This window comes from Arthrobacter sp. 05L421, assembly GCF_056397785.1.
Window position 1 is genome coordinate 290820 of sequence record NZ_JBFTOC010000002.1, and the last position, 19596, is coordinate 310415.

The window sequence follows — 19596 nt, forward strand, 5'->3', positions numbered from 1 at the left end:
CGGGCGCTAAGATCGGAGGCAGGAAAAATCCAGCCCCCAGCGCGGCCGTCCCTGCCGCAGAACCCGGAGCCCCATATGTCTGACACACCCACCACCGGCCGCAGCGTTCTCATCACCGGCGGAAACCGGGGGATCGGCCTGGCCATCGCCGAGTCGTTCCTGGCCAACGGCGACAAGGTGGCGGTGACCTTCCGCAGCGAATCGTCGCTGCCCGAGGGCATCCTCGGCGTCAAGGCGGACGTCACCGACGAAGCTTCGGTCGACGCTGCGTTCGCGGAAGTCGAGGCCGCCCACGGTCCCGTGGAAGTACTCGTAGCCAACGCCGGCATCACCAAGGACACCCTGCTGATGCGCATGAGCGAGGATGACTTCACCTCGGTGATCGACACGAACCTCACAGGCGCCTTCCGGGTGATCAAGCGCGCGTCCAAGGGCATGATCCGGGCGCGCAAGGGCCGCGTGGTGCTCATTTCCTCCGTCTCCGGCCTGTACGGCGCGCCGGGCCAGATCAACTACTCTGCCTCGAAGGCGGGCCTGGTGGGCATCGCCCGGTCGCTCACCCGCGAGCTCGGCGCGCGCGGGATCACTGCGAACGTAGTCGCACCCGGCTTCATCAACACGGACATGACGGCCGAGCTGCCCGAGGCAACGCAGAAGGACTACCTGACCAAGGTCCCCGCCGGCCGCTTCGCCGAGGCCTCCGAGGTCGCCAACGTTGTCCGCTGGATCGCCAGCGACGAGGCGTCTTACATTTCGGGTGCGGTCATTCCGGTCGACGGCGGACTCGGAATGGGCCACTAGTCCCGCGCGACCCCGCGCGACGCCTGACGCAGACGCTGCGGACGACGGCGGTGTCCGCCGTCGTCCGCAGTCCGCTTGCGGCGGGCCTTTTTGCCCTTGGCACTCGGGCGCCGAAAGCGTGTAATGGGCTCACAGCCCCCGACCATGCCACGGCAGGGGCGTGGACCCAGGAGGAAAATCATGAGTGATCTCAGCAAGTGGACGCCCTCGGACATGCTGGAACCGGTCCGCCGCTTCCTAGATGGTGATCTGTCCATAGCGCCAGGGATCAAGATCGAACAGTTCCAAGAGGGCAGCACCCTGGTGGTTCGGGCGGAAGTGCCCGGGATCGACCCCGACCAAGATGTCGACGTCTCGGTCAGCGAGGGGATGCTCCATATCGCGGTGGAGCGGCAGGAAACGTCCGAGCACAAGAGCAAAGCCGGATACCGCTCGGAGTTTCGCTATGGCCGGTCCGCCCGCAGCATTGCCCTGCCCGCGGGGGCGAAGGAAGAAGATATCACCGCCACGTACAAGGACGGCGTCCTGGAAGTCCGCGCACCGGCTCCCGAGGTAGTGACGGGGGAAACGTCGAAGAAGATCCGCATTGACCGCAGCTGACACAGCCGCGGGCGGGTTCCGGGTGTGACCCGTCGGAACTACGCCGCCGGGGCTTCTTTGTGGATGCTGAACAACTGTAAAGGCACGATCCGCTGGCATGATGGATTGCAGACCCACAGTATTTGGACGTTTGGAACAAAGGAGCTCGTATGGGACTGCTGGACAAAAAGACCGCGATTGTGACCGGTTCGTCGCGCGGAATCGGCGCCGACATCGCCAAGATCCTCGCCGGCGAAGGCGCGGCCGTCGTCGTGAACTACCGCCAGAAGGCGCCGCGCGCCAACAAGGTCGTCGCGGAGATCGAAGCCGACGGCGGCCGTGCGGCTGCCGTCGGGGCGGACCTGACCACCCAGGAAGGCGTCCAGGCCCTCGCCAGCGCCGCCATGGAGAACTTCGGTTCGCTCGACATCCTGGTCCTCAACGCCTCCGGCGGCATGGAGACCGGGATGGAAGAGGGCTACGCGCTGAAGCTGAACCGTGACGCCCAGGTGAACATGCTCAACGCCGCCGTGGCGCTCATGCCCGAAGGCTCCCGCGTGGTCTTCGTGACCAGCCACCAGGCCCACTTCATCGACACGGTGCCCACCATGCCCGACTATGAGCCCGTGGCCCGCAGCAAGCGTGCCGGTGAGGACGCACTCCGCGCCCTCGTCCCGGCCCTGGCTGACAGGGGGATCTCGCTCGTGGTTGTCTCCGGCGACATGATCGAGGGCACCGTCACGGCCACCCTGCTTGACCGGTCCAACCCCGGCGCCATCGAGGCCCGCCGTGCCGAAGCGGGCAAGCTGTACTCGGTCAAGGAGTTTGCCGCGGAGGTCGCCAAGATGGCCACGGCCGACGTCGAGACCGGCCACACCGAATACGTCGGCGGCGCCGACTACTTCTCCAAGACTGCCGACGAGAGCTCCAGCTAGGAGCTCTCGCCACCGGAAACGCCGAGAAGGCACGTCGCAGCAATGTTTTGACTCAACATTGCCGCGACGTGCCTTCTCGCGGTTAACGCATCAGACCCCCGCGATGTACCGCACGGCGTCGAGATAGGGAAGGTTGACGGCGGCGTCCGCGGCAGCCCGGACGGCAGGCTTGGCATTGAAGGCGATGCCGATCCCGGCGGCGCCCAGCATGTCGAGGTCGTTGGCGCCGTCTCCCACGGCGATGGTGTGCTCCATGGGAATGCCCTCGGCTGCGGCCCACTCGCGCAGGTACTTCTCCTTGGCGGCCCTGTCGATGACGTCGCCGAGTACTTTGCCGGTCAGTGCGTCGTCGACGATTTCCAGTTCATTGGCGATCCAGTAGTGCAGCCCCAGGTCTTCGGCGATCGGCTGGAGGATCTGGTTGAACCCGCCGGACACCACGGCCACAGCATGGCCGGCACCCTGGAATGCCGCCACGAGTTCGGCGGCGCCCTCGGTCAGCTTGACCTCGGCCCGGACCCGCTCAACCACGTCCGCCGGCAACCCGGCGAGCACCGCCACCCGGGCGTGCAGGCTCTGGGCGAAATCCAGCTCGCCACGCATGGCGGCCTCGGTCACCGCTGTCACTTCCTCGCGCTTGCCGGCGTAGGCGGCCAGGAGTTCGATCACTTCCTGCTGGATGAGCGTGGAGTCCACGTCCATGATCAGGAACTTTCGCGGCGCGCCGCGCAGCGCTGCGGGAACCAGCGCCGTGTCCACGCCCTCGACGCCGGCGGCCGCCAGCGCGCGGCGCAGCCCGTCCAGCCGGTCGCGAGAAACTTCGGCCAAGCCGCCTTCCGGGGCCCCCAGCGCGCAGTCCGCCGCATACACCTCGAAGCGCCCGTCGCCGGCGCGGGTTTCGGCACCGACGCTGAGCCCCGCGGCCGTCAGGAGCGAACGCAGCCGCTGGATCTCGGGAAGGGACAATTTCAGGCCGTAGCTCACTGCGGTCACGTTCGAACTCATGGCCTCAATCCTAGCGAGCAGGCCTTGGACGGCCCGAATTCGTTGCGCCCGGGCCGGCGCCGCGTGACGCAGCACGGCAGCCCGTGGCGCCGGTTATCAGTCGTCCGCTTTTTTGTCCTAGTGTCTACTCCTATGAGTGATGTTCTTGAAATGGCCGGCGTCAGCGTTGTACGTGGGGCTAAAACCCTCCTGGACAAGGTGGACTGGCAGGTCAAGGAGGGCGAACGCTGGGTGATCCTGGGACCCAACGGTGCCGGCAAGACCACACTCCTCCAGCTGGCCGCGGCCCGGATCCACCCGACGTCCGGTATGGCGGGCATCCTCGAGGAAGTCCTCGGCGCCGTCGACGTCTTTGAGCTCCGGCCCCGGATCGGCCTGTCCTCGGCTGCCCTGGCCAGCCAGATCCCTGAACACGAGAAGGTCCTCAACGTGGTGGTCACCGCCGCCTACGGCGTGACCGGCCGCTGGCGCGAAGGCTACGAGAAGAACGACGAGCGGCGCGCCTTTGGGCTGCTGAACGAGTGGGGGATGGGCCCGCTGCTCAACCGCCCCTTCGCCTCGCTCTCCGAAGGGGAGCGCAAGCGCGTCCAGATCGCCCGCGCCCTCATGACCGATCCCGAGCTCCTGCTCCTGGACGAACCGGCCGCCGGGCTCGACCTCGGCGGGCGCGAGGACCTGGTCCAGCGCCTGAGCGAACTCGCCCGCGACGACACCGCCCCGGCGATCGTCCTGGTCACCCACCACCTCGAAGAAGTGCCGCCGGGCTTCACGCACGCGATGCTCATGCGCGACGGCGGCGTGGTGGCCTCCGGTCCGCTGCCTGAGGTCCTTACCGCCGGAAACCTGAGCGAAACGTTCGGCCTGCCGCTGGACGTCACCGTCAACGCCGGCCGGTACACCGCGACCGCCAGCCACTGACGGGTCCGCTGACCCCGCGTGGAGTTCCTCAATAGCGCCTTCATTTTCTTCGCCGGACTGTGGGCGGGCACCATCAACAGCGTCGTCGGGTCCGGCACCCTGGTCACGTTCCCGGTGCTGATCGCCCTGGGCTACGCCCCGGTCACGGCCTCCATCAGCAACGCCATGGGGCTCGTGGCCGGCAACGCCACCGGCGCCTGGGGCTACCGGAAGGAACTCGAAGGCCGCGGCAAGCAGCTGCTCCGGCTCCTTCCGGCCTCGCTGCTGGGCGCCGTCACCGGCGCGTACCTGCTACTCCACCTGCCCGAACAGGTCTTCTACTACGCCGCCCCCGTCCTGATCGTGCTGGCCCTGCTGATGGTGGTCTTCCAGCCGCGGCTCCAGCGGTGGGTGAAGAACCGCGAGGAAAACCCTGAGCACGCCATCCGGGACCGGCGGCACGGTGTCCTGCTGATGGTGCTTGTGTACCTGGCCGGCGTCTATGGCGGCTACTTCGTCGCGGCCCAGGGCATCCTGTTAGTCGGCATCCTGGGCGTGTTCATGACCGGGACCATCCAGAACGCCAACGCGATGAAGAACTTCCTGGTGCTGGGCGTGAACGTGGTCGCGGCCTGCTCCTACCTCCTGTTCGCCTTCGACCGGATCGACTGGGGCGTGGTCGGACTGATCGCCGTGAGCTCCCTGATCGGCGGTGTGATCGGTTCCAAGGTGGGGCGCCGGCTCTCCCCGGCGGTCCTGCGCGGGGTCATCTTCGCCCTGGGCCTGGTGGCACTGGGATTCATGATCGCCAACCTGTTCAAATAGCCACGTTGATTCAAGAATCCCCGCTGAAATGAACCAACTGAAATGACCTGCCCGTGACCTTTCACTATCTCGAATCCGCCGACGACCCGCGGGTCTCCGATTACACGCAGCTCACCGACGTGCACCTGCGCAAAGTCCGGGAACCCGCCGAGGGCCTCTACATCGCCGAATCCTCCCGGGTCCTGCGCCGGGCGCTGGCCGCGGGCCACCGGCCCCGGTCCTTCTTCCTTGCCGAGAAGTGGGCCGAGGACCTGGCGGATGTCTTTGAGCAGTACCCGAACGTCCCGGCGTATATTGGCTCCGCGGCGCTGCTGGAGGAAATTACCGGCTTTCACCTGCACCGCGGCGCCATGGCCGCCATGCACCGGCCCGGCCCCGTGCCGCTGGCGAAACTGCTCGCCGGGGCCCGTCGGGTTGCCGTACTCGAGGACATCGTGGACCACACGAACGTGGGTGCCATCTTCCGCTCGGCCGCGGCCCTGGGCGTGGACGCCGTTCTGGTCTCGCCGCGCTGCGGGGATCCGCTCTACCGCCGGAGCGTCCGGGTCAGCATGGGGACCGTGTTCCAGGTGCCGTGGGCCCGGTTGGAGGACTGGGCCGGTGGCTTGGCTGCGCTTCAGGAACAGGGCTTCACCGTGGCTGCCATGGAGCTGACGGAAGACGCTGTGGACCTCGACGTGCTCGCGGCCCGGCGCCCGGAGCGGCTGGCCCTGGTGCTGGGCACCGAAGGCGCGGGCATGAGCGCCGGGACCCTGGCCGCCGTCGACCTCGCCGTGAAGATCCCGATGCGCCCGGGCGTGGACTCGCTTAACGTCGCCGCGGCGTCGGCGGTGGCGTTCTGGGAGCTCCGTCCAAAGGACTAGGGCGAACAAGAGCTTCGCCGCGCTGACGTGCGCCAATGGTGTTCGTCAGTGGTCCGGCTATCGGCTATGATTGATAGCTGGCCGTCCGGTGATATCCGCCGGCCATCCCATTCATACCTGGCAACTGGCAAAATCCAGTTGTGCGAACAAAGGTCCAATTATGAAGTCTAATACTCACCCGAAGTACGAAGCTGTTGTTTTCAACGACCTGGCTTCCGGCGTCAAGTTCCTGACCAAGTCCACCGTGTCTTCCAAGAAGACCATCGAGTGGGAAGACGGAAACACCTACCCGGTCATCGACGTCGAAATCTCCTCTGAGTCGCACCCGTTCTACACGGGCAAGCAGCGCATCATGGACTCCGCAGGCCGCGTCGAGCGCTTCAACGCTCGCTTCAAGGGCTTCGGCGGCAAGAAGTAACTTTCTTCCCCAAGGTCTGATGGAAAGCCCGCACCGGCAACGGTGCGGGCTTTTTGCGTCTCTGCTGGCGTTCCGGTTTACCGGGGTGCCGGTTTCTTATGGGGTTGCCGGTTTCGCGGGTTCCCGGATGCATGCGGCAGGATGGATGTCATGACATCCCATCCCGTGGCCACCGCTCCCAGCACTGACGACGACGGCGGCCGTCACCACGGCGAGTACAAGGTTCCGGGCGGCAAACTCGTGGTCGCCGATTTCGACGTCGTGGACGGCTTACTGGCCAACGTCTCGCTGAGCGGGGACTTCTTCCTGGAACCGGACGAGGCGCTGCCGGAGATCAACCGGGCCCTCACAGGGCTGCCCGTCGACACCAGCGCCGCCGACATCGCGGACGCGGTGACAGCGGCCCTGCCCGAAGGCACCGTGCTGTTCGGCTTTTCCGCCGACGCCGTCGCGGTCACCGTCCGCCGCGCCCTCGCGAAGGCGACCGGCTGGGCGGACCACCACTGGAACATCATCGCCCCATCGGTCCTGCCCACCCACGTCAACGTCGCCCTGGATGAGGTCCTGACCGAGGAAGTCGGCGCCGGCCGGCGCAACCCCACCCTGCGGTTCTGGGACTGGGAGGAACCGTCCGTGGTGATCGGCAGCTTCCAGTCCGTCCGCAACGAACTCCACCCCGAGGGCGTGGCCCGGCACGGCATCAGCGTGGTCCGGCGGATCAGCGGCGGGGGAGCGATGTTCATGGAGGCCGGAAACTGCATCACCTACTCGCTCTACCTGCCGCAGACCCTCGTGGACGGCATCAGCTTCGCGGACTCCTACCGCTTCCTGGACGCCTGGGTGATGGCGGCCTTGGAAAAGGTCGGCATCAGCGCCTTCTACGTGCCGCTCAATGACATCGCCACCGAGCACGGAAAGATCGGCGGGGCAGCGCAGAAGCGGCTCGCCAACGGAGGGATGCTCCACCACGTCACCATGAGCTACGACATCGACGCCGAGAAAATGGTCGAGGTGCTGCGCATCGGCAAGGAGAAGCTGTCCGACAAGGGCACCACGAGCGCCAAGAAACGCGTGGATCCGCTCCGCCGCCAGACCGGCATGGCCCGGGCCGAGATCGTCGCAGCCATGATGGACGTCTTCGCCGAACGCTACGACGCGACACCGTCCGTCCTCACCGACGCCGAGCTGGAGGCCGCCCGGCGCCGGGTGGAGACCAAGTTCGGCACCGCCGAGTGGCTGCACCGGGTTCCTTAACTGCCCAATTTCCTTTACAACCCGTGTCCTTTACAACCCGGCCCAGGCGGCCGGCGCCGCGTTCCCGGCGTCGAGCGCCCAGGCCCCTTAGGCGCCGAGGGCCGGCGCCGTCAGCGCCTGCGCCTTCAGGGATCGGTGCAGGTGGCTGCGCTGCTCAATGATGATCCGGCGCAGCGCGCGGGGCGCGTCGGGGTGGTCGGCCAGCCAGTGGTCCGTGCGGGCAATCACGGCGTGGGTCTCGGGGGTACCGCCGTGGCCGTCCAGGTCTTGGCCCGCGGGATAGAAGCCGCGGACAATCCGGCTGGCGATCTCGATGCTCCGGTCCGCCCAGACCTGCTCGAGGGATTCGAAGTACGGGTCGATGAATCCGGCCAGTAGCGAGGCCGCACCGGTGTTGAACCCGGCGATGGTGGCGCTAAGGAGCTGGTTGGACAGCCCCGTGCCGTGGACGGCTGCCTCCCACGCTGCGGCCTTGACGGATGCCTCCGGGCGGGCGGCCAGGGCCGTGGCATGCCCGGATTTGCCGGCCGCCGTGTTGTCCCGGGCGAGCTCCTGGTCCAGCTGCTCCGGTGTGGCCTGGCCGTTGGCTGCCAGGCCGTGCCAGAGATTCCAGCGCAGTTCGGCGTCCACCGCCAGGCCCTCGATCACGGTGCTGCCGTCCAGGATGCCCCGGAGCAGGTCCAGGCGGCCGGCGTCATAGCGGCTGGTGGCGGCCAGTGTTCGGGCCCAGGCCAGCTGCTGGTCGGAGCCCGGCGCGGCGGCCTGCAGCTGTTCGGCGGCCGTGGTCAGGAAGCCGCGGCGCACGGCGTCCCGCTGGCCCCGGGGGACATAGCGTTCGACCGCCGTCGAGGCGTTGCCCAGCACGTTGAGCAGGACGCCGATTCCCGTTTCCGCGGGGCCGAAACGCTGGACGGCGTCGACATAGCGGGAAGCCGGGGCGACGGCGTCGCGGGCCGAATCCCATAGTGCAGTCCAGCACAGCGCCCGCGCCATGGGATCGTTCAGCTTGTCCAGGGATCCGCGCACTGTGGCCTCGGAGTGCGGGTCGAGCCGGACCTTGGCGTAGCTGAGGTCGTCGTCGTTGACCAGCAGCAGGGCGGGCCGTGGTTTGCCGGCCAGGCCGGTCACGTCGGTTCGGGCGCCGCTGACATCGGTCTCGACGCTGTCTGTGCGGACCAGTGCGCCGGCGTCGTCAAAGTCGTAGAGGCCTATCCGGAGCCGGTGCGGCCGGGGCTCCTGCCTGCCGGTGGTGGGATCCACGGCGTCCTGCAGGACAGCGACGGCGCCGAGCGCGTCCCCGTGCCCGGTGATCTCACAGGAGAGGGTAGAGATGCCGGAGGTCTGGAGCCATTGGCGGGCCCATTCGCCGAGGTCGCGGCCGGATGCCGCGCTGAGTGCCGCCAAGAGCTCGGCGAGCGTGGTGTTGCCGTAGGCGTGGTCCCGGAAGTACCGGCGGGAACCGGTAATGAAGGCCTCGAACCCGACGTAGGCCACCAGCTGCTTCAGCACCGAGGCGCCCTTGGCGTAGGTGATGCCGTCAAAGTTCTGCTTCGCGGCTTCCAGGTCCGGGATGTCGGCAACGATGGGGTGCGTGGTGGGCAGCTGGTCCTGGACGTAGGCCCATGCCTTGCGGTTGTTGGCGAAGTTCACCCAAGCCGTGTCCCAGTCCGTGGTCCGGTCCACGCCGAGGGTGCCCATGTAGTCGGCGAAGGATTCCTTGAGCCACAAATCATCCCACCACTTCATGGTGACGAGATCGCCAAACCACATGTGCGCCATCTCGTGCAGGAGCGTGTTGGCCCGGGCCTGGTACTGCGAATCGGCGGCCCGGGAGGTGAAGACGTAGCTTTCGGTGAAGGTCACCAAGCCAGGGTTTTCCATGGCGCCGAGGTTGTACTCAGGCACGAAGGCCTGTTCGTATTTGCCCCACGGGTAGGGGTAATCGAAGAGCTCGTTGAAGTAGGCCAGCCCGTTCTTGGTGAGGCTGAACAGCGCTTCGGCGTCGAAGGACGCGGCCATGGAGGCGCGGCAGTAGAGTGCCAGCGGCACGTCCAGGACCGTGCCGTCGCCCAGTGTGCCGCTCCAGGCGTCCTCGGCCTTGAAGTACGGTCCGGCCAAGACCGTGGTGATGTAGGTGGACATTGCCTTGGTGGGGGCGAAGTCCCAGCGGCTCGTGGCGGGATCGGACGTCAGCTGGGTGCGCAGCACCTCGACGCCGTTGGAGGACACCTGCCAGTCGGAGGGGGCCAAGACGTGGAACGTGAACTCGGCCTTCAGATCGGGTTGCTCAAAGTTCGCGAACACCCGGCGGGCGTCGGCGGGTTCGTACTGCGTGTAAAGGTAGCACTGCCCGTCCGCGGGATCGACGAAACGGTGCATGCCCTCACCGGACGTGCTGTACAGCGCTGTGCCGGTGATGGTGACCTGGTTCTCCGGCTGCAGGTTCTCGAGCCGGATCCGGGAACCGTCCACGACGTCGGCTACCGGGAGGCCCTTGCCGTTGAGGAAGACGCTGTGCACGCTGTCCGCGATGAAATCCACGAAGGTCGATGCCCCGGGTTCGCTGGCCGAGAAGGAGATGACGCTGCGGCTTGTGTAGCCTGCGATGTTCGGGTCGGCGGCCTGCCGGACGTCGAGGGAGACGTCGTAGCTATGTGTGGTGATGAGGGCGGCACGGGCCGCGGCCTCGTCGCGGCGCAGATTCTGGTTTGACACCCAGCTATCTAATCACGGGAGCGTGTGCGCCGGATCACGCGGGCGGGAACATCAGGCAGGCGGCCGCCAGGCCCAACAAGGCGATCAGCAGCCAGGACGCCAGCGCGGCCAGCAGCGCGCGAGCACCGGTGTGCAGCAGCTGTCCCACGCGGACGGCGGAACCCAGGCCGAACAACGCCATGCCCAGCAGCGCGTCCTGGAGGGCGGCGGCCGCGTCCAGGATTGTGGGGGAGAGCCACCCGGTGGTGCGCAGGGCCGCCAGCGCCACGAATCCGATGACGAACAGCGGGATCACCGGCGGGCGTTTGGCGCCGTCGGCTGGGGTCCCCATCCGGTGGTGGAACCCTGCGACGGCGACCATTGGCGCCAGCAGGATCACCCGGGTGAGTTTGACGACGACGGCGATGGCCAGGGCCGCGGCGCCCGCGGTCTGGGCGGTGGCGACCACCTGCCCGACGTCGTGCACCGAGGCCCCGGTCCACGCCCCGAAGAGCTCCGGGCCCAGGCCCAGCGGCCGCGCGAGCAGGGGCAGTACCCCGATCGCCAGCGTTCCGCACAGGGTCACGAGCGCCACCGGCAGCACGGTTTCCTCCTGCCGGATTCTGCGTACGGCGGCCATCGCCCCGATCGCGGAGGCGCCGCAGATGGCGAACCCGGTGGCCACCAGCAGCGCCACGCGGGGAGGCAGCCGGAAGAGCCTGCTGATGCCGTACGTGCCGGCGAAGGCGGCCAGCACCACGGCCGTCACGAGCAGCAGCGCCACCCAGCCCAGGCCCAGCACATCGCCGAGGCTGACCTTTAGGCCCAGCACCACGATCCCAGCCCGCATGAGGTGCTTGCCGGCGAAATCGAGCCCGGGACGCGCCGGCCCCGCGGTCCACCCCGCCACTCCGGGCAGGTTTGCGGCGAGGAGCCCGAGCAGCACGGCCAGGGTCATCGCCGGCAGCGCAGGGAGCAACAGATGGACAGCGACGGCGACGGCAACGGCAACTGCGGCGCCGATCAGGCCGGGTGCGGCCGCGGCCGCGGAATTCTTGGGGGGCACGCCCCTACATTGCCGTACCCGGCCGGAAAACCTTAACCCCGGCCATCCCGGCAGGCGGCCCCGGGCTGCACGCCCCTCCCTGAGCGCCGTGCCGCGGGCTGTCGAAATGATTTCGTAACGAAAAGGTGGTTGGCTAGTGACCATGTCTGACCTATTCCAGGATTACTCCGAGGCCGCCGGCCGAAGCGGCGCCTACGACGAGATGTTTGCCCCCGGCCAGCAGGCCCGGAAGTCCTACGGGCAGGTGGCCTTGGCCCTGCGTGAACTCTCGTTGGCTGACGTCAGTGCCCGCGCCGATTCCATGGCGCGGACCTTCCTGGACCGCGGCGTGACGTTCGACTTCGCCGGCGAGGAGCGGCCCTTCCCCCTCGACATCGTTCCCCGGGTGATCCCCGCCGATGAGTGGAGCGTCCTGGAACGCGGTGTGGCCCAGCGCGTCCGTGCCCTGGAAGCCTTCCTCAACGACGTCTACGACAAGATGACGGTGGTGTCCGACGGCGTCATCCCGCGCCAGCTCGTCACGACCAGCGCGCACTTCCACCGCCAGGTGCACGGTTTTGAGCCGGCCGGCGGGGTCCGCGTCCACATTTCCGGAATCGACGTCGTCCGCGACGCCGCGGGCACGTTCCGCGTCCTGGAGGACAACGTCCGCGTGCCCTCCGGCGTCAGCTACGTCCTCGAAAACCGCCGGGCTATGGCCAAGGGCCTGCCCGAGGCCTTCGGGCAGCAGCTCATCCGCCCGGTCGAGGAGTACCCCCGCCGGCTCTTGTCAGCCTTGCGGAAGACGGCGCCGTCCGGCGTCGACGATCCCACCGTGGTGGTTCTGACCCCCGGCGTGTTCAACAGCGCCTACTTCGAGCACACGCTGCTCGCCGGCCTGATGGGTGTCGAACTCGTGGAGGGCCGCGACCTCATCTGCCGCGGCAACCGGGTCTACATGCGCACCACGGCCGGTGAACAACGCGTGGACGTCATCTACAAACGCATTGACGATGAATTCCTGGACCCGCTGCAGTTCCGCGCCGACTCCATGCTCGGCTGCCCCGGCCTGGTCAACGCTGCCCGCGCCGGCGGCGTCACGATCGCAAACGCCGTGGGCAACGGCGTCGCCGATGACAAGCTGGTCTACAGCTACGTGCCCGACCTCATCCGGTACTACCTGAACGAAGAGCCCATGATCGCCAACGTGGACACGTTCCGGCTCGAAGAGAAGGAAGCCCGTGAATACGTCCTGGACAACCTGGCCGAGCTCGTGGTGAAGCCCGTCGACGGTTCCGGCGGCAAGGGCCTGGTGATCGGCCCGGACGCGTCCAGGGACGAACTTGAGGCGCTGCGCAAGCGCGTCGTCGCCGACCCCCGCGGCTGGATCGCGCAGCCGGTCCTGCAACTGTCCACCGTGCCCACGCTCAGCGGCGACAAGTTCGGCCCCCGGCACGTGGACCTTCGCCCGTTCGCCGTCAACGACGGTGAGGACGTCTGGGTTCTCCCCGGCGGGCTGACCCGCGTGGCGCTCAAGGAGGGCTCGCTGATCGTCAATTCCAGCCAGGGCGGCGGCTCGAAGGACACCTGGGTCCTGGCCGATTCACCGCAGGTTCCCGTCGAAGTGATCCCGCGGCCCACCATCGCAGTCCGTGAGCGGGTTTCGGTCTGGCCGGTGGAGAGCAACTGGCGCGACAGCCAAAAAGAGCAGCAGCAACAGCAGATTTCTGACGCGCAGGAGGTAACCGCGAATGCTTAGCCGTATTGCCGAGTCACTGTTTTGGATCGGCCGCTACGTGGAACGGGCCGACGGCACCGCCCGGATCCTCGACGTCCACCTCGAGCGGCTCAACCATCTGCCCATGGAGGAACAGCGCAGCGTCGCGCAGGAACTCCTCGCCGTCATGGGTGCCCGTGCGCAGAATGAGGATTTCGGCCTGCCCGAACTGCTCAACGCCCTCGCTTACGACAAGCAGAGCGCCACGTCCATTGCCGGTTCCCTCGGCGCGGCCCGAGAAAACGCCCGCCGCGCCCGCGAGACCGTCTCCTCCGGACTCTGGGAGAGCCTGAACACGACCTACTACGGGCTGAACCAGCACCGCAAGGACGTGGTGGGCACCTACCGGTTCTGCAACTGGGTCCTGGAGCGCACCGCCATGGTCAGCGGCCTGGCCGACACCACCGTCAGCCATGATGAGAGCTGGCAGTTCCTCGTCCTGGGCCGGTCCCTGGAGCGGGCCGACATGACCGCGCGCATGCTCTCCACCCGCGATGTCCTCTCGGCCGGCATGTCCTGGGTGAACATGCTCCGCTGCGCCGGCGCGTACGAATCCTTCCTCCGGACCCGGCGGGCGGCGTTCGGGGACCAGCACGCGGCCGAATTCCTGCTCCTGGACCGGCTGTTCCCGCGGTCCATCGTCTACGCCCTGCGCGACGCCGACGAGTGCCTGGCAAAGCTGGACCCCTCGGCCCAGCGCGTCGGCTTCATCAACGACGCCCGCCGGATTGTCGGCCAGGCCCGCACCTTCCTGGAGTTCCACCGCACCGATGACCTCATGTCGGAGCTGCCGGAGCACATGGAGCGTGTGCAAAAGGCGGTATCGCAGGCCTCGGACGCCATTTCCCGTAAGTACTTCAATCAGGCAGACGAGCTGGCCTGGGTGGGAGAAGTTTCATGACCCGGCTAAATATCGTCCACAAGACGGCCTACAAGTACAACAAACGCGTCACCCTGTCCTACAACGAGGCCCGGATGACCCCGCTGACCGACCCGCAGCAGGTAGTCCTGGAGTCCTCCATGAAGGTCTCGCCCTCGCAGGCGGCCATGAGCAGCTATCGCGACTACTGGGGCACGCGCGTAACGGCCTTCGACATGCAGATGCCGCACGACCACCTCGAAGTCCTGTCCACCACCACCGTTGAGGTGCACCGGGTCGAGAAAATCGCGGCCGAAGCAGACATCGTCGGGTGGGACGTCCTGGCGGCCCCGGAGACCCTCAACCAGTTCAGTGACTGGATCCCGCAGTCCCAGCTGACCGGGCCGGGCTCCGAGGTGCTCGCCATCGTTCCCGGGGTAGTGGAAGGAAAAACGCCGCACGAGGCGGCCATGGCAGTGTTTGCCTGGATGCGGGGCGAAATGACCTACATGAGGGGCTCCACCGGCGTCACCACGAACGCCGAGCAAGCCTGGAACCAGCGCCAAGGCGTCTGCCAGGACCTGGCACACCTCGCCATCGGCTCGCTGCGCAGCTGCGGCATCCCGGCCCGCTACGTTTCCGGCTACCTGCACCCCCGTTCGACGGCGGATCTCGGCGAGACAGTTGCCGGCCAATCCCATGCGTGGCTGGAGTGGTGGGACGGCGATTGGCGGAGCTGGGACCCGACAAACCACAAACCGGCGGGGGATTTCCACGTCACTGTGGCCCGGGGCCGCGACTACCGCGACGTGCCGCCGCTCAAGGGCATCCTGTCCGGCGGCGGGGGATCGGCCCTCAGCGTCAGCGTGGAGATCACCCGCCTGGCCTAAACCGCGCCGCGCCCCCAGTTGCCCTGTCAGATCGGGCTGCCCTGAGCCCTTATAGCAGCCCGATCTGGTAGCGCAAGCTGTGTTGTGGGGGTTTGTCTATTCGAGGCCGGAGCGGGTGGAGTCGTCCAGCGGAGTCCACCACGTCTGGGGCGGCACCACTTTGAAACGGCGCCCGGTGACGGTGTCCGGCGTGATCCGGACGAAGTGTTCCTTTTGTCCGGCCTGCCACGGGAACAGCAAGAGGCCCACCGTGTCCATGACTTCCTGCGGGTTCTGCACCGGCGCGGCCTGGCCCTTGACCACGACACTCCAGGCGACTCCAGTGTCCGCGTCCACGCCATCGGCCTCCAGCGCCACCGGCGTGTCGCCGGTTGCCGCCTGCAGCTTGGTGCCCTCGGCGGTCCGGAAGACCAGCGTGCCGTGGTCCACTTTGTAGTTGAGGGGGAAGATGTCGGGGTGATCGTCCACCCAGACCGCCAGCCGGCCGACCGAGACGCTGCGCAATAACTGCCAGCATTCGTGGTGGTCCAGGTTTTCCACCGCGTGGGCCTGGTCCCTTGACTCGTGACTGCCCGGGCTCGAATCAGTACTCATGACGGCGAGGGTACGCCGCCGGGGCTGAGGGCGGCTAGGGCAAATGGTCCCAGCCGCCGGTTTAAAACCCTGAAGCCTAAGGCTTTCCTGAGTGGTTCGCTGTATTCTGGCATAGGACGGTCAGCGTCGACACGGGCCGGAGCGAGTGGGGGCAATGACATGCATTCAACGGGTGAAGGTTCAGGCCATGCCGTATCCGAGCCAAACCCCGTGGTTGAGGAACTGCTGAAGGGGTTCGGCGCCCGGGCAGAAGAGCTGCTCCAATCCAAGGAACGCATGGCGGGCCTGTTGGAAGCGGTCGTGGCCCTGACCGAGGACCTGAGCTTGGATGCCGTCTTGGAACGCGTGGTGGAATCTGCCTGCCGGTTGTTGCGTGCACGGTTTGGTGCCCTGGGTGTCATCGGTGATGACCACGCGCTGAGCCACTTCATCACTGTCGGGATCGACGGCGAACTGGCGCGGAAGATTGGTCCGCTGCCGACAGGCCACGGCGTCCTCGGCCTCCTGATTACAGATCCCCGGCCGCTTCGGCTGCATGATCTGAGCAAGCACGCTGAAGCCTACGGGTTCCCCGCACACCACCCTCCCATGCAGTCCTTCCTGGGGGTCCCGGTCCGGGTCCGGGAGGTGGCGTTCGGGAACCTCTACCTCACGGAAAAAGAAGGCGGGGAAGACTTCACCGCCGAGGACGAGGCCTTGGCCGTCGCGTTGGCGGCCGCCGCCGGTGTTGCCATTGAGAATGCCCGGCTTTATGACGATGCCCGCCGCAGGGCCCGCTGGCTGGAAGCTTGCATGGACGTCTCCGGGCTGATGCTGAGCACGGACCGCGACTACACCTCGGGCGGCCTGGACCCGATTGCCGGCCGGGCGCTCCAGGAGTCCGCGTCCGATCTCGCCCTGCTGGTGGCTCCAGCCGCCAACGGCGTTGCGCACGTCGTTATCGGAGTTGCCGGGGAGCGGGGCACGGCGTTTTCCGGAAGGTCATTGCACCTCGAATCAGGACTCCTTGATAGTGTCCTCGAAGGCGGTGAGCCGGTGCTTTTCGACGATGCGTCGGAAGTGGTCGGGGAGGTCGACGCCGGCGTCACCGGGCCTCTCTTGGCAGTGGCACTGAGCACCCAGGGCGCCCACCACGGCCTCCTGCTGCTGGCACGGAGAAAGGATTCGGTCCGCTACACCCGGACCGACATGGAGATGGGGGCCGTCTTCGGCTCCCACGTGGCCCTCGCCTTGGAACTATCCAGGGTGCACCGCCTCCGCGAGGAGCTCCTGGTCTTCACGGACCGCGACAGGATCGCCCGGGACCTGCACGACCTCGTCATCCAGCGGCTGTTCGCCGCCGGGCTGAGCGTGCAGAGCCTCACCCGGTTCACGAAGGACGACTTGGCGTGGGAGCGCATCCACCTCATCACAGGTGAACTCGACGAGGCGATCCGCAGCCTGCGCGACACCATTTACTCACTGAAGAGCAATATCGCCGATACAGAATTGCTCAGCGGACGGATCCGTCGGGTCACGCGAAGTTCGGCGAAATCCATGCCATTCGCGCCGCGCCTGACCATCACGGGACCCGTGGATGCTGTGACGCCGGACAAGGCCGACAACGTCGTGGCTGTGGTTTCTGAGGGGCTCAGCAACGCCATCCGGCACTCCGGGGCGGATACCATCTCGGTTTCGGTCGCCGTGGTCAAGGGCCGGGTGACGGTGGTGATCAGGGACAACGGCGCCGGATTCGCCCAACCCGGAAAACGCAATGGGCTGAGCAATCTCGAGGACCGGGCACGCATGCTCGACGGCGAATGCATCATCACGAGCGCGCCCGACGCCGGTACCAGCCTGGAATGGTCCGTGCCCATCTAGCCGTGCCCCTCCGGCCGACGCCGTCGGAGGCTATTTGGGCGCGGACGCTACCGGACGCTATGCGGCCGGGTCCCGTCGCCGGCTGTGGCGCCGGAGGCCACGGGAAACGCCGGGCTGGCGATGAAGACAGCAGCCTGGGTGCGTCGTTCGAATCCGAGCTTGGCCAGCAGCGAGGACACATAGTTCTTGACGGTCTTTTCCGCCAGGAACATTTCGGCGGCAATTTGCCGATTGGTCAGTCCGCCGCCCACCAGCTCCAAGACCTTGCGTTCCTGGGGCGTGAGGGATGAGGTGCGCGGGTCAACTTCCTCGGCCTCCACCAGGCTGTCCACGACGCCGGCGGCGACGCCTTCTTCAAAGAGGGTCTCGCCCGCTGCTGCCCGCCGCAGAGCGCCGATCAGGTCCGTGCCGCCGATTTCCTTGAGCACATATCCCCGCGCACCGGCCAGGACAGCGCCGCGCAGGGCCTGCTCGTCGTCGAAGCTCGTCAGGATGATGCAGTTCAAGGACGGGTCCACCGACCGCACGTCCCGGCAGACCTCAATGCCAGTTCCGTCCGGTAGGCGGGCATCCAGCACACAGACATCGGGGTGCAGTGCGGGAATCCGGCGGGTCGCCTCCACCGCGGATCCGGAACTGCCGACCACCACGAAGCCCTCGCCCTCGAGGAGTTCCTGCAGCCCCCGTCTGACAAGTTCGTGGTCATCAAGGATAAAGACGCGGATCACCGCCTGCACGCCATCGGCGGCAGTGAGACCTGCGTCTGCCCAGGCAATCATGGTTCTCCCGTCCGGCCGCTTTTCAGGACCGCTCGAAACTGTGTTCTCTGAATTCTGTGGTTCATTGAACTCTGTGCTTCATTGAATTCTGTGGTTCATTGACTTACCCCAGCCTCTGCCATTCTTGTGCACTGCGGCGCCACGGACAAGGGTCATTATGCCCAGCGGGCCGCCTCCGGCCGCTGCGCTGGGACTTATCGGAACGCGGGCTGGTGTGCTTGCATGACTTTTGGCCCCATGCCGGGCCCGACGGCGGCCCGCTTCAGCCAGGGGTGAGGACGCAGAACTCGTTGCCCTCCGGGTCGGCGAGGCAGACCCACGGAACATCGCCCTGGCCGACGTCGGCGTCAGTGGCGCCCAGAGCCCGCAGCCGGGCAACCTCTGCCGCTTGATCATCACCGGGGTACGGCATCAGGTCGAGATGGACACGACCACATACGGTCTTCAGGGCGGGCATGCGAAGGAACTCCAGATACGGCCCGACGCCCTTGGCCGAACGCAGCCTGGCATGATCGTCGTTCACCTCGTGTAGGGTCCAGTCCGTCGCCTCGGCCCAGAACCGGGCCATGGCCCGCGGATCCTCACAGTTGACCACCACGGCGCCGATCGGCCCAGTGTCCCGGTAGATCGTCCTCGGCTCCAGCACCCGGAACAGGTTGCCCTCCGGGTCGGCCAGAGCCGTCCATGGCACATCACCTTGGCCCACGTCGGCGGGCGTCGCACCGAGCTTCAACAGGTGCGCCACCAGCTCCGCCTGATGGGCCGCAGAATTACTGGCGAGGTCGAGATGCGCGCGGTACCTCACCGTCTCGGGGTCCGGGACAGTGACGACATCGACGCAGACGGCGACGGGGTCCGGCCACGCGAAAACCACGGGCTCAACATTGGTCACGCCGGGTCCCTCGCTGGAAACACCCCAGCCGAGCGCGTCCGCCCAGAACCGGCCGAGCGCTATGTCATCCCGGGCCTTGAAATTCACCTGAACAAGTCGCAGCGCCATACCGCCTGACCCTACCCCAGGTAACACCCGCTATGGGGGCACGCCTATTCAAACGAGGCGCGGCGCTGGTCCGAGGGGCGGGTGGTCCACACATCGGGCCGGTTGACCTTGAAGCGTCGTCCGGTCAGGGCCTTGGGAGCTACACGCACGTAATATGGTTTGTCTCCGGGCTGCCATGGTTCCAAGAGCAGGGCGTCCGCCGCGTCCTTGTCCGCCTGGTTCTCTATCAGTTCGGCTTCGCCGCGGGCCATCACGCTCCAGGCCGACTCGTCGGGGGCGTCGTAGCCGTCGATCTCGAATGCCACCGGCTTGCCCGTGATGGCGCCCCACAGTTTTGTGCCGCCGGCTGTGCGGAAGACAATCGTCCGCCGCTCCAGCACGAAGTTCACCGGGAAGATCTCCGGATGGCTGTCCACGATCAGCGCTACACGTCCCACGATTTGGGCTTCGAGCAGCTCCCAGCATTGGTCGATGGTCAGCGAGTGGTCCGGCGGGGGAGTGATGGTGTCCATGGGGAGCAG

19 protein-coding genes are annotated in these 19596 nt (G+C 67.0%); 12 read left to right on the plus strand and 7 right to left on the minus strand.

The window, feature by feature from the left end; all coding sequences use genetic code 11:
• Window positions 1-75 precede the first annotated feature (75 nt).
• The 3 genes from AC1DKQ_RS04290 to AC1DKQ_RS04300 all read left to right on the plus strand — a co-directional run bounded on the left by AC1DKQ_RS04290 (window position 76) and on the right by AC1DKQ_RS04300 (window position 2315).
• On the plus strand, window positions 76-801 hold the full coding sequence (locus AC1DKQ_RS04290; protein WP_277523649.1) for a beta-ketoacyl-ACP reductase: 726 nt from the start codon (window positions 76-78) through the stop codon (window positions 799-801).
• 180 nt (window positions 802-981) lie between these two features.
• Window positions 982-1401 carry an Hsp20/alpha crystallin family protein gene (locus AC1DKQ_RS04295; RefSeq protein ID WP_476883330.1) on the plus strand — a complete coding sequence of 140 codons (420 nt, stop codon included), beginning with the start codon at window positions 982-984 and terminating at the stop codon, window positions 1399-1401.
• A gap of 149 nt (window positions 1402-1550) precedes the next feature.
• Window positions 1551-2315 (plus strand): SDR family oxidoreductase, encoded by a 765-nt coding sequence (locus tag AC1DKQ_RS04300; RefSeq protein WP_476918301.1) that lies wholly within the window; start codon window positions 1551-1553, stop codon window positions 2313-2315.
• Window positions 2316-2405: 90 nt separating this feature from the next.
• Here the strand turns inward: AC1DKQ_RS04300 and serB are convergent, their stop codons facing one another.
• On the minus strand, window positions 2406-3320 hold the full coding sequence (serB, locus tag AC1DKQ_RS04305; RefSeq protein WP_476918302.1) for a phosphoserine phosphatase SerB: 915 nt from the start codon (window positions 3318-3320) through the stop codon (window positions 2406-2408).
• Between the two features lie 132 nt (window positions 3321-3452).
• Between serB and AC1DKQ_RS04310 the strand changes: the two genes are divergently transcribed.
• The 5 genes from AC1DKQ_RS04310 (at window position 3453) to AC1DKQ_RS04330 (ending at window position 7577) form a co-directional block, all read left to right on the plus strand.
• Window positions 3453-4238: an ABC transporter ATP-binding protein gene (locus AC1DKQ_RS04310; protein ID WP_476883333.1), complete on the plus strand. Its 786-nt coding sequence runs from the start codon at window positions 3453-3455 to the stop codon at window positions 4236-4238.
• Between the two features lie 18 nt (window positions 4239-4256).
• Window positions 4257-5042: a sulfite exporter TauE/SafE family protein gene (locus tag AC1DKQ_RS04315; RefSeq protein ID WP_476918303.1), complete on the plus strand. Its 786-nt coding sequence runs from the start codon at window positions 4257-4259 to the stop codon at window positions 5040-5042.
• Between the two features lie 53 nt (window positions 5043-5095).
• Window positions 5096-5905 (plus strand): TrmH family RNA methyltransferase, encoded by an 810-nt coding sequence (locus AC1DKQ_RS04320; protein WP_476918304.1) that lies wholly within the window; start codon window positions 5096-5098, stop codon window positions 5903-5905.
• A gap of 160 nt (window positions 5906-6065) precedes the next feature.
• Window positions 6066-6323: a type B 50S ribosomal protein L31 gene (locus AC1DKQ_RS04325; protein ID WP_011691973.1), complete on the plus strand. Its 258-nt coding sequence runs from the start codon at window positions 6066-6068 to the stop codon at window positions 6321-6323.
• A gap of 150 nt (window positions 6324-6473) precedes the next feature.
• Entirely contained in the window at window positions 6474-7577 is a 1104-nt protein-coding gene (locus tag AC1DKQ_RS04330) for a lipoate--protein ligase family protein (protein ID WP_476918305.1), read from the plus strand.
• An 87-nt stretch (window positions 7578-7664) separates the two neighbouring features.
• Here the strand turns inward: AC1DKQ_RS04330 and pepN are convergent, their stop codons facing one another.
• Together pepN and AC1DKQ_RS04340 are read right to left on the minus strand one after the other, a co-directional pair.
• A complete protein-coding gene (gene pepN / locus AC1DKQ_RS04335) occupies window positions 7665-10292 on the minus strand; it encodes an aminopeptidase N (protein ID WP_476918306.1) in 2628 nt (875 codons plus the stop codon).
• A 34-nt stretch (window positions 10293-10326) separates the two neighbouring features.
• On the minus strand, window positions 10327-11337 hold the full coding sequence (locus tag AC1DKQ_RS04340; RefSeq protein ID WP_476918307.1) for a YeiH family protein: 1011 nt from the start codon (window positions 11335-11337) through the stop codon (window positions 10327-10329).
• Window positions 11338-11479: 142 nt separating this feature from the next.
• Here AC1DKQ_RS04340 and AC1DKQ_RS04345 point away from each other — a divergent pair, with 142 nt between their 5' ends.
• From AC1DKQ_RS04345 to AC1DKQ_RS04355, 3 genes are read left to right on the plus strand one after another with little or no spacing between them, the layout of a single operon-like run.
• Window positions 11480-13075, plus strand: a complete 1596-nt coding sequence (locus tag AC1DKQ_RS04345; protein ID WP_476883339.1) for a circularly permuted type 2 ATP-grasp protein — start codon at window positions 11480-11482, stop codon at window positions 13073-13075.
• Complete coding sequence (locus tag AC1DKQ_RS04350) at window positions 13068-13994, plus strand: alpha-E domain-containing protein (RefSeq protein WP_090577845.1); 927 nt, start codon at window positions 13068-13070, stop codon at window positions 13992-13994. The genes AC1DKQ_RS04345 and AC1DKQ_RS04350 overlap by 8 nt, the downstream gene beginning before the upstream one ends.
• Entirely contained in the window at window positions 13991-14842 is an 852-nt protein-coding gene (locus AC1DKQ_RS04355; RefSeq protein ID WP_476918308.1) for a transglutaminase family protein, read from the plus strand. The genes AC1DKQ_RS04350 and AC1DKQ_RS04355 overlap by 4 nt, the downstream gene beginning before the upstream one ends.
• Window positions 14843-14938: 96 nt before the next feature.
• Here AC1DKQ_RS04355 and AC1DKQ_RS04360 read toward each other — a convergent pair whose 3' ends face one another.
• On the minus strand, window positions 14939-15436 hold the full coding sequence (locus AC1DKQ_RS04360) for a pyridoxamine 5'-phosphate oxidase family protein (protein ID WP_476918309.1): 498 nt from the start codon (window positions 15434-15436) through the stop codon (window positions 14939-14941).
• Window positions 15437-15595: 159 nt separating this feature from the next.
• Between AC1DKQ_RS04360 and AC1DKQ_RS04365 the strand changes: the two genes are divergently transcribed.
• Entirely contained in the window at window positions 15596-17296 is a 1701-nt protein-coding gene (locus AC1DKQ_RS04365; protein WP_476883342.1) for a GAF domain-containing sensor histidine kinase, read from the plus strand.
• A 47-nt stretch (window positions 17297-17343) separates the two neighbouring features.
• On the opposite strand, the gene AC1DKQ_RS04370 is transcribed toward AC1DKQ_RS04365, so the two are convergent.
• The 3 genes from AC1DKQ_RS04370 to AC1DKQ_RS04380 form a co-directional block, all read right to left on the minus strand.
• Complete coding sequence (locus AC1DKQ_RS04370) at window positions 17344-18075, minus strand: response regulator (RefSeq protein ID WP_476883343.1); 732 nt, start codon at window positions 18073-18075, stop codon at window positions 17344-17346.
• Window positions 18076-18337: 262 nt separating this feature from the next.
• Entirely contained in the window at window positions 18338-19075 is a 738-nt protein-coding gene (locus AC1DKQ_RS04375) for a VOC family protein (protein WP_476883344.1), read from the minus strand.
• Between the two features lie 44 nt (window positions 19076-19119).
• Complete coding sequence (locus AC1DKQ_RS04380) at window positions 19120-19587, minus strand: pyridoxamine 5'-phosphate oxidase family protein (RefSeq protein WP_476918310.1); 468 nt, start codon at window positions 19585-19587, stop codon at window positions 19120-19122.
• Between the last annotated feature and the right edge of the window lie 9 nt (window positions 19588-19596).